Source organism: Amylibacter sp. IMCC11727 (assembly GCF_029854195.1).
GTDB lineage: Bacteria > Pseudomonadota > Alphaproteobacteria > Rhodobacterales > Rhodobacteraceae > Amylibacter.
The window spans coordinates 295,091-309,546 of record NZ_CP122960.1; the positions used below are offsets into that span (position 1 = coordinate 295,091).

15 protein-coding genes are annotated in these 14,456 nt (G+C 51.3%); 5 read left to right on the forward strand and 10 right to left on the reverse strand.

From position 1 onward, the window contains the following. Positions 1–3: 3 nt before the first annotated feature. From QBD29_RS01550 to QBD29_RS01580, 7 genes are read right to left on the reverse strand one after another with little or no spacing between them, the layout of a single operon-like run. The gene (locus QBD29_RS01550) at positions 4–1,083 is read right to left on the reverse strand and encodes a GNAT family N-acetyltransferase (RefSeq protein WP_280099584.1); all 1,080 of its coding nucleotides are present in this window, start codon (positions 1,081–1,083) and stop codon (positions 4–6) included. Beyond that, complete coding sequence (locus QBD29_RS01555; protein WP_280099585.1) at positions 1,080–1,895, reverse strand: hypothetical protein; 816 nt, start codon at positions 1,893–1,895, stop codon at positions 1,080–1,082. The genes QBD29_RS01550 and QBD29_RS01555 overlap by 4 nt, the downstream gene beginning before the upstream one ends. Positions 1,896–1,900: 5 nt before the next feature. Then, complete coding sequence (gene asnB / locus QBD29_RS01560) at positions 1,901–3,655, reverse strand: asparagine synthase (glutamine-hydrolyzing) (RefSeq protein ID WP_280099586.1); 1,755 nt, start codon at positions 3,653–3,655, stop codon at positions 1,901–1,903. Between the two features lie 40 nt (positions 3,656–3,695). Next, a complete protein-coding gene (locus QBD29_RS01565) occupies positions 3,696–4,184 on the reverse strand; it encodes a hypothetical protein (RefSeq protein ID WP_280099587.1) in 489 nt (162 codons plus the stop codon). After that, on the reverse strand, positions 4,181–5,665 hold the full coding sequence (locus tag QBD29_RS01570; RefSeq protein ID WP_280099588.1) for an aminotransferase class I/II-fold pyridoxal phosphate-dependent enzyme: 1,485 nt from the start codon (positions 5,663–5,665) through the stop codon (positions 4,181–4,183). Before QBD29_RS01570 ends, QBD29_RS01565 begins: the two co-directional genes overlap by 4 nt. Before the next feature lie 58 nt (positions 5,666–5,723). Beyond that, the gene (locus QBD29_RS01575) at positions 5,724–6,500 is read right to left on the reverse strand and encodes a glycosyltransferase family 25 protein (protein ID WP_280099589.1); all 777 of its coding nucleotides are present in this window, start codon (positions 6,498–6,500) and stop codon (positions 5,724–5,726) included. After that, positions 6,487–7,734 carry an O-antigen ligase family protein gene (locus QBD29_RS01580; RefSeq protein ID WP_280099590.1) on the reverse strand — a complete coding sequence of 416 codons (1,248 nt, stop codon included), beginning with the start codon at positions 7,732–7,734 and terminating at the stop codon, positions 6,487–6,489. Before QBD29_RS01580 ends, QBD29_RS01575 begins: the two co-directional genes overlap by 14 nt. A 92-nt stretch (positions 7,735–7,826) precedes the next feature. Here QBD29_RS01580 and QBD29_RS01585 point away from each other — a divergent pair, with 92 nt between their 5' ends. Continuing rightward, the gene (locus QBD29_RS01585; RefSeq protein WP_280099591.1) at positions 7,827–8,891 is read left to right on the forward strand and encodes a hypothetical protein; all 1,065 of its coding nucleotides are present in this window, start codon (positions 7,827–7,829) and stop codon (positions 8,889–8,891) included. On the opposite strand, the gene QBD29_RS01590 is transcribed toward QBD29_RS01585, so the two are convergent. Next, complete coding sequence (locus QBD29_RS01590; RefSeq protein ID WP_347936126.1) at positions 8,888–9,742, reverse strand: lysophospholipid acyltransferase family protein; 855 nt, start codon at positions 9,740–9,742, stop codon at positions 8,888–8,890. The two genes, QBD29_RS01585 and QBD29_RS01590, sit on opposite strands and share 4 nt — an antisense overlap. Positions 9,743–10,172: 430 nt before the next feature. On the opposite strand from QBD29_RS01590, the gene QBD29_RS01595 reads away from it, so the two are divergent. From QBD29_RS01595 to QBD29_RS01610, 4 genes are all read left to right on the forward strand, one after another. Then, positions 10,173–10,511, forward strand: a complete 339-nt coding sequence (locus QBD29_RS01595; RefSeq protein ID WP_280099592.1) for a hypothetical protein — start codon at positions 10,173–10,175, stop codon at positions 10,509–10,511. A 79-nt stretch (positions 10,512–10,590) separates the two neighbouring features. Beyond that, a complete protein-coding gene (locus QBD29_RS01600) occupies positions 10,591–10,776 on the forward strand; it encodes an AlpA family phage regulatory protein (protein WP_280099593.1) in 186 nt (61 codons plus the stop codon). Between the two features lie 52 nt (positions 10,777–10,828). After that, positions 10,829–12,180, forward strand: a protein-coding gene (locus tag QBD29_RS01605; RefSeq protein ID WP_280098781.1) for an IS3 family transposase whose coding sequence is annotated in 2 segments (ribosomal slippage) — positions 10,829–11,165 and positions 11,165–12,180 — 1,353 coding nt in all. Because the reading frame shifts where the segments join, the coding sequence is not laid out codon by codon here. A 74-nt stretch (positions 12,181–12,254) separates the two neighbouring features. Further along, positions 12,255–13,310 carry a mandelate racemase/muconate lactonizing enzyme family protein gene (locus QBD29_RS01610; RefSeq protein ID WP_280101012.1) on the forward strand — a complete coding sequence of 352 codons (1,056 nt, stop codon included), beginning with the start codon at positions 12,255–12,257 and terminating at the stop codon, positions 13,308–13,310. A 389-nt stretch (positions 13,311–13,699) separates the two neighbouring features. Here QBD29_RS01610 and QBD29_RS01615 read toward each other — a convergent pair whose 3' ends face one another. Together QBD29_RS01615 and QBD29_RS01620 are read right to left on the reverse strand one after the other, a co-directional pair. After that, a complete protein-coding gene (locus QBD29_RS01615) occupies positions 13,700–14,119 on the reverse strand; it encodes a hypothetical protein (RefSeq protein WP_280099594.1) in 420 nt (139 codons plus the stop codon). A 164-nt stretch (positions 14,120–14,283) separates the two neighbouring features. Continuing rightward, positions 14,284–14,451, reverse strand: a complete 168-nt coding sequence (locus tag QBD29_RS01620) for a hypothetical protein (RefSeq protein ID WP_280099595.1) — start codon at positions 14,449–14,451, stop codon at positions 14,284–14,286. Positions 14,452–14,456 lie beyond the last annotated feature (5 nt).

Below are 14,456 nucleotides of genomic sequence, written 5' to 3' on the forward strand. Positions count from 1 at the left end.
GTCTCAGCTTTGGAGGCGGTATCGCGGAAAAAATGCACTTTCGAGAGCATCGCCATGGGTTTGTTTTTCACGCGACTTTACCGCGTTAGTTAAGCTTTCGTATGTGGTTGGGTCAAGAATGGATTGGGTTGAATACAACGGCAATGTCTGATGCGAAAACGAGTTCTTGAAGGTGAATAACGGGTCTGCCCCATCGGTGCGCCCGCCGCCCAGATGGAACAATTTGTATCCTTGTCCCTTGGCCCAAATCAGGCTGTCCAACATCAACAAAGGTGTTGGGTTTAATTTGCGTGCGGCCAAATCAGCGCAGGAAAAATGGTAATACACCGTGTCGTACATATGGATGTGAAAAAACGATGCGATGATTTTGCCATCGTGTTGCGCATGGAGCAGGGTCACATGGTCAGGCCCCAAACAATCACGGCAATTATGAAAATAATCATCAGGAAAATGCCAGAATTCGCGCGCATTCACAGCATCCATCGTTTCTAAATAACGCGCGTGATACGCATCATAATCCGCATCAGATCCGTCAGACGCGATGACTTCCACACCTGCTTTGCGTGCTGACATGGCCGCCTTGCGTTGGCGATCATCAATGCGTGCCCAAATTTCTGGCAATGTTGGTGTCAGATCAGCCACCACAACTTCTTTGCGGTAATCGACTGTTTGTCCACTGGGCAGGACATCTTTTTGCACATCGGTGAACTTGGGATTGAGCAGGGTGAAATCCGTTACGGCTGCATTCTGCTCTGCGAACGCCATGAAACCCTGCGCAAAGCCTTGCTTGTCGCTTGCATTCGGTTGCCCAGTCGCAAGGGCGCCGCCGTATCCGTAAACCGACGAAAAATCCCGCCGTTTGGTGGCAGAAATGCTCTTTGGGATATCGCGCACCATGATCGGCTTAAAAATCGTACCGCTCTGACCTTCCCACACCACAAGGTAAGATTGATCTGAATAAGTCTTTTCATAGATGGCTAGGTAATCTGGATGATAGTGAATATCACGTTGGTCATGGGGCAGTTGATCCAACAAGGCCACCCATTGATCACGATCATCTGTGGTCAGAATGTTAAGGGTCATAGGGCGGCAACAGCGTCTTGAAAGGCAATTTTGTTAGCGTTCAATTGGTCCACTGGTGCGTCTTTAAAGGTTTCGTAAATACGCAACAGCTCGGCAATTTCTGCTTCAAAATCCATGATGCCCCGCAGCTCTTCCAGAGTCTTTGCTTGACGGTGGAAACTCCGTGACAGGATCGCAGCAGATGATCCAAGCCGCACATGCTCGCCCAGTAATAATTCCGGGGGAATATTCCCCTCTGACGCACGGGCAACGCCGCCAATGCCAAACGGGATGCCTTTGGCTTTTAGCGCCTGCGATGCATCTTCTAGAACACCATTGGCAAGGGGTGAAAAGATCATCTTATCCCCCCGTTCCAGCGAAAGATCGTTTAACCCGATATGCAACGTCGACAAAGGCAAACGTTCAATGATCTCTGGTAAAGCAGCAATGGACCCAACTGTTTCAAACAGTGGAACCGCTTCAATACGATTGTTCAACACATCAAGGAAAGCCGCCAGCGTGTCATAGTCATGAAACATCGGTAGCATAACACTGTCTGCGCCGCGGGCGATAACCGCGTCAATTTCGGATGCGGTGCCATCATGAAACGGATTGATCCGCACCAACAAGTGTCCGTTTGGTGCGCCGTCCCGTATCCGCGAAACGGTGTCCATTGTCTGAACGGATTGGACCGTATCCAAGTGTCCTTGCCGTTCCTGTTTTCCCATGACTTCAAGATCAACAAACAAACGGTTCACACCGTGTTCGCTAATGAAACCAGCAATTGCGGGGTCATCCACAATCATCAAGAATTTGAAATCAGAGGCTGCCATCAAATTTACGCCGCCGCGAGTTGGCGCATCCAATGGGCGCTCATCAACAAGGTTCGCAATTCGCGTGTATGGTTTGCTTTGCCGCCCTTGTGATCTTCAAACATTTGAACTGCACCTGCAACATTGTACCGCGATGGGTCCAGCGTGGCCAAAGTATCCCGCGCCCAATCTTCGAGCGGGCCTTTGATCCATTCTCCAATCGGCATGGTTGGCATGGATTTTTTACGGAACATCAAATCCCGATCAAAGTGGCGCAAGCCGTAATCTTTCAGGTAGAGTTTGCTCACGCCATCGCGCATTTTGTCTTCTAAAGGCAGGCGGGCCAATGCCTCTGATACGCGGTGATCCATAAACGGAGACCGCCCCTCAATAGATTGCCCAGCCCCCATGCGATCGGTTTTGATCAGATTGTTGCCTGGGCTGAGTGATGTACATTCATAAGCCGCAATTTGATCGACTGGGTCCAGATGGCCCCAAGGTGCAAGAATTTCCTCGAACGTTTCAATCGGCTTGTCCAAAGACGCACGGAAATCTGCGTTCAACACACGGGCGCGTGCGGCCTCTGGCATAAAGCAAATTTGATCAAAGTACTTTGCGATCGGAAATTCCTTGTTTTGGGGCTCATTGAAAAACGCTTGGTTGTGCGAAAACCCTGACAAAACTTCATCAGGTCCATCACCGTTCATGGCTACAATGACACCCGCTTCATGTGCCGCTTGGCACAGACGGCGGATAAGGAAGAACGAAAAATCACCATGTGGCTGATCAGCGTGATGCAGCACCGCAGAAATATTATCGGGTACAATCGAATGATCATATTGGATTGGGTGCAGATCAATCGTGTCAAATTGCGCAGCAACCTGTTGTGCCAAATGATATTCACCATAGCCTTCTTCGCGGCAATCAAGACCAAAGGCCAACATGCTCGGCGCATTCCACTGGTGGCGCAAATGGGCGGCGATCACAGAGCTATCAACGCCCCCTGAGAGGAACAAACAGCCCTTTACGTCAAACCGCATCTGCAACCGAATTGCATCATCGAGCAACGCGCCAAACGCGTCGTGTGTCATCGGTTGCGCCTCTTGACCAATAGGCCATGACCAATATTGGTGCGATGTGCGCGACCCATCTGGGGCGATTTCCAAATACGTGCCAGGGGCAAGATGGGTGATCCCCTTGTAACAGGTGCGTGGTGGCGGACAGTAATTAAAGCTGTGCATCAGGTTGACGCCGATATCGTCAATCTCTGGCGAAATGCCTGGCAAAGACAGGATCGTTTTGATCTCGGAGCCGAACGCAAAACCACCGTCTGGCAAATCCATCAGGTAGCAAGGTTTAATCCCCTGACGGTCGCGCGCCAAAATCCCTTTGTTCTGTTTTGTGTCCCACAGGCAAAAGGCAAACATCCCGATCAGATCATCGAGCATGGCCACACCTTTTTCGCGCCACAGATGCACTAAGACTTCGGTGTCGCAGCGCGATTTGAACTGATAGCCTTTTGACTTCAGGTCTTCGCGCAATTCGATGAAATTGTAGATTTCGCCGTTGAAGACAACCCAAACCGTGTCATCCGTATTAGACATCGGTTGCCCGCCATTTTCAGGATCAACCACAGCCAAACGCGCATGACCGAGCAAGGCTGGACCAATCTGAACCACGTCTTGTTCATCAGGCCCACGGTAAGCGATGCAATCGATCATCCGTGCAACGTCTGATTTGGTATATTTCTGGGTTCCGATAACGCCAGCTATTCCACACATCTTTTTTCCTTACTTACGTTTGTAGGACCTAACGTCGTGATTAAGTTGATTTACGCGATCCATTTTGTCTGGCCAATGCTTGGCCCAAGAATGCAATTAAAGCAGATTGAACAACCTCTTCAGAGTTCAAGCTATCTGGAAGGTCTGCCAACAAGGCGCGAACTTGATCGTCTGCAAAGGGACCTGGCCCTTCGAATGATCCGCTGACCAGCTGGAGCCCATCTCTTTTGGCCATCGCCTCCAGTTCCGTTTGCAGGGCTGTCTTCTGTGTATTTACAGTTTGATGCAAGGCTCCAAACCGTAACGCCGCGTCACGGGCAAATGTGTCATCGCTTGCTGCGTAGCTACGCAAAGGTGCCGTTTGGTACAGGCTCATGAATCCCAAAACCGCAGCATCGCGCCCTGATCCCGTAAGTGCCACACCCAACGGTCCTTCTGTCATCATACGGCGCGTTGCATCATCCAGTAGGCTCATCAAGCGGGCCGTTATCGCCCCTTTGCTGTTCACACTGTCCACTGCATTACTCATGATGCAAATCCTTCGCTCAACACGGATCGGATAGATGCAATGACACCGTCTTGTTCTTTTACGCTCATGGCAGAGCCAGACGGCAGACATAGCGTGCGCAAGAAAACCGAAGTTCCAACAGACTCGTCCAGCGAATGAGGTTCGAACTCTGCTCCTGCTAGCAGGGGTTGCATTTGCATTGGCTTCCATGCGGGTCGCGTTTCAACACCATTATTGCGCAAGGCTCTCATCAGCTGATACACATGTAACGGCACCTGATCAGGGTCCAAAGAAATAACGGTCAGCCAACGGTTGCCTTGGCTGTTTGTACATTCAGCCTGAAATCCAAGTCCTGGAATATCGCCCAAACCCTCGACATAGCGATCATAGATTGCGCGGCGGGCCGCAACCCGTTCGTTTAATACTTCGAGCTGACCGCGCCCAATCCCTGCCAGAACATTGGACATTCGGTAATTATACGCAATTTCGGTGTGCTGATAGTGTTCCGCGTCATCGCGACCCTGTGTTGACAGTTTTTGCGCCCGAGCCATCAGATCCGCGCGATCAGACATCAACGCACCACCGCCCGAAGTTGTAATGATTTTATTACCATTAAAGGAATAAACACTCAGCAATCCGTGCGCTCCAGAAGCGAGGTTGCCATAGGTTGCACCAAGGCTTTCTGCGGCGTCTTCGACAACGGGCACTTCATACTGATTGGCCAAAGCCATAATCGCATCCATATCTGCCGATTGCCCATAAAGATGCACCACGATGATCGCTTTGGGCAACGTGCCAGCCGCCGCATCACGCGCCAATGCCCGTCCCAGTGCTTGGGGCGACATGTTCCACGTAACGGGCTCTGCATCGATCAACACGGGGGTTGCCTGTTCGTATAAAATGGGCTGCACCGATGCAACAAATGTCAAATCTGAAACGTAAACCCGATCCCCTGCTGTGATATCCAAAACCCGCAGCGCCAGGTGCAATCCTGCCGTGCCAGAAGATACGGCCAGCGCATGTTTGCGACCTGAAAACGCGCATAATGCCGATTCAAATGCAGTCAGGTTGCTGCCCGCTGGTGCAACGTAGTTTTCTTCAAAGGCCAACTGCACATAGCCTGCTTCGCCATTGCCCATATGCGGCGGCGAAAGGTACAGCATTTTGGACAGGCTCAAACGGTCAATGAAACGGGTTGGTCGCCCGTTCTCATCCACCAAAACCACAACGTCGATACTGTGTTCGTCCAACGTGGCCAGTGCATCCGCATCGCTGGCATCATCAGGTAAAAGTATCGGGTGTTGTCCTGGAAAATCTGTAACGGGGGAGTCTAAATCCAGACCCTGTAACAGCGCACGTCTGACATCGCCGTTCGTAACAGTGCGGATCACTTTGCCCTGTTCATCAACGATAACACACAGTTTCACGGGACCTTGCTCTAGGGCCGAAATGGCCTCATGCAATTTGGCATGGGGGCCCAAAAGATACTGATCCAAAAGCATACAAAACTCCAACCGAGTGCATACAAAAAGACTTAGACGCTACCTTTTAATAAGGCAATCACTTGATCCACTTATGAAAGATGGCTCGCTTGAAACTGGCGCTTTGTCGCAAGACTTCGCTCTTTTTCTTTAACCACCAATTCGGTTTCGCTTTTGGGCGGCTGTTTTGGGACGCTTGCGCAATGTCGCTTGTCACGTTCAAGATTGAAAACGGGGCAGGATCCAACGCCAAACCCTGCCCGCTTTGAGACATCAAATGGCGAAACATATGATCGACAGGTGCAATGGGTTTTGCGGCCTCTTTAACAAACCGCGCTGCCCCTTCTTTGGACCACAAAATTGCCGTTGCAATCACTGGGAAATAAAACGCCTGAAACACCGTATGCGCTGTGCCACCGTGTTGCGAAAGCTCTTTGACCGGACGTGTCACAGATCGCGGGGCCCGCCCGAGGTTAACCATTTCCCAAGCTGGACAAGCATCAGATTTCAGAAACGTTGTCAGTTCTTCAAGTATTGGCCACGTGTGCGGAAAGCTCCGGAAATCGTCTTCAAAGACCAAGCCATAATCTTCACCGCTGTCCAAGAATGCTTGAGCCGCTTTGACATGGGATAGATAACACCCGACTTCGCCACTATTGAGGTCGCGACCAAAAAACTCGATGGCGGATTTGGATTCGTAATTTGGAAAATCCGTCGCAAGGCGTCCGCGTCCGTCAACGGCTTCGACGCGTTCAAAATCCAAATCAACCGCCGCCAATTGCATTTTGGCAGAGTCCAAACGTGCATCGCTGCCGTTCAGATTTATAACAAAAATCGGGCCATCAAACGGTTTCATTTACTGCCCCGTCTTGTTCCAAAGCCGCCAAAATTATCAAAATCCCAACCAGTGAAAATGCCGTGGTGAAGGCAGAGATATCAACAAAGAAGATGTTATTCACAGCGGCAACCCCAGCAAAAGCCAAACTCCCCAGCACACCAATTTCCCGTCGCGCATGTGCATCGTTCTTTGTTAGAGTTTGATTGACCCGAAGCCCCACGACCGCAGGTGTAAAGATCAACGCAATCAACAAGACAACCAACGGAACACCGCCGCCCACTGCATGTGTCAGATAATCATTATGCAAATGCGAAAACCTAGGAAGGCCCGTACTGTCAAAATGCTCTGCCGCGCTGTCATATCGGTTTTGCGGCCCGTGCCCAAACAGCGGGCGCTCTTGAAATGCAGCCCACCCTCCCTTGAGCATCTTCATTCGCAATCCGACCGACCATTCTGGGGCTGCTTCACTGTTAGTCAGGGTTTTTGCCATCACGGTGTATCGACCAGACAAATGCGAATCTGATCCGATAACCGTTGTGACAAATCCAATCGTCAGCAAAATACCGAGCGCGTTTTTCAACTTTGATCTGATGTCGGTTGGCGCAAAAAATTCAAACCCGAGCCTTACAGCCACCAGTGCCCACAACCCCATAAAAAGGCCGCGTGATTGGGACAGACCACCGATTACATAAATGGCCATGGCAAAAGAAACCAATCCAAACCACGCCCAAAAGCGCGACGGTGCAAAGCGTGCCATGGTCACGAACAGCGCAGGAACCAGCAACACAGGAGCCGCGTTCAACGGATTTCCGAGCAACAATTCTGGTCGCCAAATGCCAAGGAAAATGCGCTCACCCCAAGCAAGAAAGAAAACGATTGCAAGCATGCAGCACGTTGCCTGAAACAACAATTGCATGTCTATTTGAACAGGCTGTCGCACGGCCCAGAGCGCCAAACCAGAAACGATCAAAAGGGGAAGTGTATCCAAAATCGGCTCGGAAGCGTCTGGTCCGGCCAGCACACTTCGCCCTGCGATATAGATTGCGTAAACAAGGCTCAGCAGGAAAAAGCCACGCAATCCACGCAACACGGGTCCACTGCGATCTCGCAGAAACGGCACAAGCAATAAATACGCCAATCCCAGAGGTTTCCCCAGCACCGGCATGGCAACCCACAAAGACATCACCGTGAAAGAACCCGACCGGCCCATATTCGCACGCAAAGTCCCAAGCTGTGATGCCAATGGTTTCATTTTACTGTTTCTATACCCTATCTCAATCCGTGCTCCTCTAAGTTAATTCTTTTGGGGCTGCAAGGATACCAGCCATTCTAAACAACTGGACAGTGCGCGAAACTCTCCGTATCGATACCCGCCATGTTTCTGCGTCATTTGTCCCATATGTCTGCTGGCCGATTGGCGATTTGCGTTGCGGTGTTTTATGCCTGTCTCGCGGCTTTGTAAATGCCGTTCTTTGGAGCCAAGTCACATTTCTAAACGAACTGGGTTGGACCGTTTCAAACTGGCACGCACCTTTTGATGATCTACCCAAAAAATTGCAGGATGCCAAAGAGTTGCAGCACCCTGCCCATCGGCTGCGATATTTTTTGACGGTGCCGCTGTTCTGGCTCAGCGATCTTACACAGATTTCGGTCAATTCCCTTTATAGCGTTTGTATTCCGATCATGGCCGCACTGACAGTTTGGTCCGCCGCACGAGTTTTGTCTCATCGTAGGCAAGACAGCAGTGTTCGTTGGATTGGTTTGCTTGCGTTACTGCCATTGATGGGGATTTTTCTAGCAATGGATGGGCGACTGATCCTTGCTTTTGGGGGTTCGGCCCTGATGTTAGCGGTGCATCTCGGTCCACCGATGTCGACCTTTGCCAAGACTATCGGAACAGTTGTGGCGCTGTGGCTTTGCGCCGTAACCAGTGGGACGCTTTATGCAACATTTGCCGCTCTCCTGGTGATAACCTTTTTCGCAATCATCAAGGCGCCCAGCCGCGTGAACAAAGCAGAGGCCTGTTTGCCGGTTATCTTCGCGATTCTTTTATTCAACTATGATTTATTGGGCGCATTGACCAAAAACATCACCTATTTTGGGGGTGGGTTTGCGGGTGCGATTGGCATGTTGCAGCACGGTTTTGGCGCAATTTTCCTCAAGCTTGGAACGTCTCCGACAATTCTTGCGATTCTGGGTATCGGTTTGTGTGTGGGATTTTGTGTTCTGGCCGTTCTGATCAGGCGGCTTCCATCCGATCTACGCCTGCTTGCGATCTTGGTGTGTACAGCAATTGCGATGGGGGCTTTCGGGTATTCGACCTTGGCGCTCGCTTTGATCCCTACGTGTATTTTGTTTGGCTGTGCTTTGCAAAAATTCACACGTGATGACAGTGGCTACAAAGCCTAGTCAGATTTGTTCAGTTCCCAACGTTGATGCAGCCAATGCCACTGTGTCGGGTCGGCAAGAACGCGGGCCGCAAGGCTGTCATTCACGGCTTGCATCATGGTGTTTGCATCGCTTGATGGAATCGGGGCTTCGGTTTCGATCCGCAGTCCGTCTTTGGTGCGAATCCCGTAAGCGGGAATCAACGGTAAATCATATTTCAGTGCAAGTTCAGCAGGGGCGGTTGTTGTGCTGGCTGGGTGGCCTAGAAAATCAAGCGTTGGCCCCTGACCGTATTTCTGATCTGTCAAAATCGCCATAACACCGCCTTTGCGCAGATGACGCACCATAACCTTGGTTCCAGCGGTTCCTTTTGGGGCCAATGGTTTGCCGCCAATTTCAACGTTTTTCACAAACAGTGGTTCGTAGTAAGGGTTGTTGTTCGGTCGATAAACAGCCCCTACCTCGATGCCTTGCGTGCGAAACGCATGGCGAATGGCTTCCCACTGGCCGTAATGGCCTGAAACGATCAACGCACCACGGCCATCCGCCTGCGCCGCTTTTACAACAGCAAGTCCTGGCCCGTGGACGGGGAGTTGCTCTGCCACTTTGGAAAATTCAGCATTAAACAAAAGCTCCGTCATCGTGCGCGCAATGTTACGTCCAACAGCGCGCACCAATGCCAGCCGTTCGCTTGTTGGCATGTTGGGAAATACTTTGGTTAAACCCGCTTCGGCGCGTTTTCGAAAGGATGGTACATAGCGCACGAGTGTGCCCCCGACAGCGGCCATAATGCTTCCTCTCACCCTGAAAGGAACCAACTTTGCTAGCCAAAGCGTCGTGCGGATCAATGCGTATTGTGCAGCGTATTTCAACTTTGGTTACAATCGTGCTGTGGGGTGAAGGGACGCGTCAGCGATACCTGTCTATGGATAGAGAATCAACTCCCCCAAGACTTCGCGGCGTCGCACAGCCGCATTCAATCAAGGCGGTCATGCCGCTAAGAACAGCGATGTTTGGGATTTATGGTGCCAGAAGAGGACCCGTATAGTCCATTTAATAGCTTGATTTTAAAAGATAGTTAAGACTTTGTTGTTGTCGATACCCGCTTCCATACCCACAAAAGTAAAATTATTGAAAGGTTCGAGGCTCTTAGAGGGAACCGAATACTGGATTTGGCGCCATATCGCAGAGCTTTGTATAAACTCGCTAATCCTACAATCTCACCTTATAGTCGAGGAACCTCGACCAAGGTCTAACCGCAACCGGGGCAACGGGATGCTCCTTCAATAAGGAGATATCGTGATGAAAATACTGTCGAATAAGGCGCTCAGGGAATTGGTCCAAAAACGGATTCCGAAGCGATTTGGCTTTGACCCAATACAGGATATTCAGGTTCTTTGCCCAATGAATAGGGGAGGTGTGGGTGCGCGATCACTCTACGTTGAACTTCAGGACGTTGAACTTCAGGCGGCGCTCAATCCAGCAGGCGACAAAAAAGCTGACCGCTTTGGCTGGACTTACGCGCCCGGCGATAAAGTCATGCAAATTGAAAATGACAACGACAAGGAAGTGCCTCGCGGTTTGGCGCGTGATTTTCTCAAAGAGTTCAATCTTCCTGTAGGATTTTCGCACAACCCATGATAGCAATGTCCTTCCTGCGGCCAAGGGCAACCTGAACCTGTGGGCATTGCAATGCTCCTTAACACTAAGGAGTAATGCGATGAGGATACTATCGAAAAAGGCGTTGAAAGAACTGGTGCTATATTCACCCCAGCACGTTGCCAGACTGGAAAAGGCAGGCTTATTCCCCAAGAGGGTACAGCTTGGCCCCAACAGAGTGGGATGGGTTGAGAGTGAAGTTTTGGACTGGCTTTGTCTGACGTCAGGGCCTTTGGGACAGATTTGAGGAATTGAACAACGGAGGATTTCTGGTTCATCGTAACCTTCATGGAGTGAAGATGAACAAGAAATCCGGAAGCAGCAAAGCGTCTGCAGATAAATTGGTAAAGAACATCCGCCGCAAGACACGTCAAACCTATTCGGCGGAGGAGAAGATCCGCATTGTGCTGGCAGGGATGCGTGGAGAAGAAAGCATCTCAGCGTTGTGCCGTCGGGAGGGCATCGCGGAGAGCCTGTATTACAGCTGGTCGAAAGAATTCCTTGAAGCAGGCAAACGCCGTCTATCTGGCGATACGGCGCGTCAGGCCACATCCCCTGAAGTGAAAGAACTACGCTCAGAAGCTATGGCCTTGAAGGAATGCGTGGCCGATCTGACGCTTGAGAACCGGCTTCTCAAAAAAAGCATGACAGGGGCTGGGGAGTTCGAGGAATGAGATACCCTGCGTCTGAGAAGCTGGAGGTCATCCGCACCGTCGAGGGATCACATCTGCCAACCAAGCAGACCCTCGACATGCTGGGCATTCCACGCACCACATTCTATCGCTGGTATGATTTATATCTCGAAGGCGGGTTTGACCGGCTGGCTGACAAATCGCCATGCCCTAAATCCGTTTGGAACCGCATCCCCGATGATCGTCGTGACGACCTGATCGCGTTTGCGCTGGAACACGAGGCGCTGAGCACGCGCGAGCTGGCAGTCAAATACACCGATGAAAAGCGGTATTTTGTCTCAGAATCATCAGCTTATCGCATTCTCAAGGAAGCCGACCTGATCACAGCACCAGACTACGTGGTGATCAAAGCAGCCAACGAGTTCACGGATAAAACCACCGCCATCAATCAGATGTGGCAGACAGACTTCACCTACTTCAAAATCATTGGTTGGGGGTGGTATTATCTGTCTACGATCTTGGATGATTACAGCCGCTACATCATCTCATGGAAACTGTGTACAACCATGCGGGCCAGTGATGTGACCGAGACGATTGAGCGCGCTCTGACAGCATCAGGCTGTGACCAAGCGGTTGTTCGGCACAAACCACGCCTGCTCAGCGATAACGGATCGTGTTACATATCTGGCGACCTGGCCGAATGGCTGGAAGGGCAAAATATGGATCATGTCCGTGGTGCTCCGTTCCATCCACAGACCCAAGGCAAAATCGAACGATGGCATCAAACGATGAAGAACCGAGTGCTGTTAGAAAACTACTATCTGCCCGGCGATCTCGAGCGCCAGATCGAGGCCTTCGTCGACTATTACAATAACCGACGATACCACGAGAGCCTGAACAACGTCACACCCGCCGATGTCTACTTCGGCCGCGACAAAGCCATTCTGAGAGAAAGGAAGAGGATCAAGAAACAGACAATCAAACAACGTCGCTTGCAACATCAGAAACAAGCAGCATAATCAATCACACTAACGAGCCAGAGCCTCCAATGCTCAAGCCGCTCTGATGTCCCACTTTATATGACAACGGACAAATCGAGCCGTTCAAGATTTCCGGTGGGCGCGTAATGGACGTGTTTGACGAAACTATAGTTCGTATTGAAACCGACGACGGGATCGAAGGCTGGGGCGACAGTGTGCCTTGGGGGGCGAACTTTGTCGCTGCATGGGCGCGGGGCGCCCGGGCGGGGATCGAGGAACTCGCCCCCAAACTCATTGGGCTCGATCCGCGCATGATCGGCCAGATCAACGAGGTGATGGACCTTGAGATGAAAGGCCAACCCTTCGTAAAGTCCGCTATCGATGTAGCATGCTGGGATATTCTGGGGCAGGCAACCGGGCAGCCCGTTTATATGTTGTTGGGCGGCATGCTGACGCCGGACCTGCACATCTATGGCTCCCTTCCTCCTGATTTAGGGCCGGCGCTAGACACCAAGATTTCTGATTTGCGCGCCAAGGGTTTCAAACGCTTCTCCTCCAAATCGACCGGAGATGTGGCGACCGACGTAGCCTATCTGCGCCACCTGGGCGCATTGTTCGAACCCGGTGAATCGCTGAAGTATGACGCCAACGCAGGCTGGCAGGTTCAGGAAGCGCTGCGCATCATTGACCAAATGGGTCCGATCGACGTGTCCTTCGAGCAGCCTTGTGCCAGCTATGAGGATTGCCGGACCTTGCGCCGGACGACCGGCAAACCTCTCATTCTGGATGAAAGCGCCACGGACCTGAATGTCGTGCTGCGCGCCCATGCCGATGGCATTCTGGACGGGCTGAACCTCAAACTCTCCAAAGTTGGAGGGCTTTCTAAAATGCGCATGATTAGGGATGTCTGCGCGACGCTGAATGTGCCAATGGAGATTCAGGACAGTTCATGGAGCGAACTTGCCTGCTCCGCCATCGCGCATATGGCCCATTCGACGCCGTCGCGGGTGATGCTTTCGACCTTCCCGCCTATGGGCATGAAGCTGAACAAGGTCGACAATCCTGTGATTGCAGGAGACCGCTTCATGAAGGCCCCGGATCTACCGGGATTGGGAACGCGTCCTCGAATTGAGATGCTAGGCGAGCCAATCGGTGTCTTCGCGCGTTAGGATTGCCCGAAGAAGACCTTGCAAATAGTCGGTCGAACGGCAGCTTCGTCCCCCACTGTGCTAAATCACCAATCAACTGATTTTGCGGTCTTAGCGAAAGTCTGCAATGACGGGCCGCACTGCAGCATTGTGAGGTGGTGGTGAACGGCAGCAAAGGGCCGTTCGCTGCGCCGGTAATTTCCCTAGCACAGCAGAGGTCTTGGAATGTTGAGCTGATTTTCCCGAGTTCTCGTAAACAAACATAGAACGAGGGGCAAAATTAGTAGTATTTCCGCGAACACCATCGAATGGTCCTCAGAGCATTTCCCTGTACACCTTGAAACGCTCGATGTTCGCCAGACTTTTGGTGAGCAGTGCGCAGATCATGGTGCTTAACCTGCACACTTCACTTACCGTTTCACGGAAACCAAAAGCGTCTTGTTACCACCACCATCCCAACGTTGACGCTTCTGAACCATCATATTGGTTTCAACATCATACCAGATGATTTGTCGGTATGGCTTGGTTCTCGCATGCCATTGGCTGGTGCAGGTCACCATATGCGTTTGGAATATCCCTGCGGCAGTGTTCAGCTTTACCTGTTTCTTCACCTTGCACTTGTCAGTGGTGGTAGACCGTTCTCGTGAAGAGACGCTTCGCCATGTGTGGGTCCACGTAGCACCGACTTTCAAAGGCCAGACTTTGCCACCCTTGATGGTGGTGAGGTCTTTCTCACCATAGGAGATGGTGTGACTGTTCTTTCCTTTGATGAGCTGTCTGGTGCCCTGTTGGGAGGTATATTCCAAGTGACGCGGACCTTTGTAGGTCATACACCACCGTGACCCTTTAGAACCTGATCCTGTTGTCTTGTAACAAAAGGTATCCCCCTGTTTGAGGTTGTTGTAACGGAATGCTTCGGCATGGGCTGGTGCATGCAACAGACAGCAAAAGAGGCCTGAGGTGAGCGCTATTCGGATGATTTTCAAATGTCCCATCATTTCTCTCCGCTGTTCTTGTGGTAGAGAGCCACACCAACAATGGCGGTAACAACCAATATACCCAACAGGATCGTGGTTGGCTCTTGATACCACGGTGGTTGAGCATCAAAAGGGATTTCTTCTGCCTCAAACTTGGGCATTTTGAACTGGAATGGAATAGTCATGATCA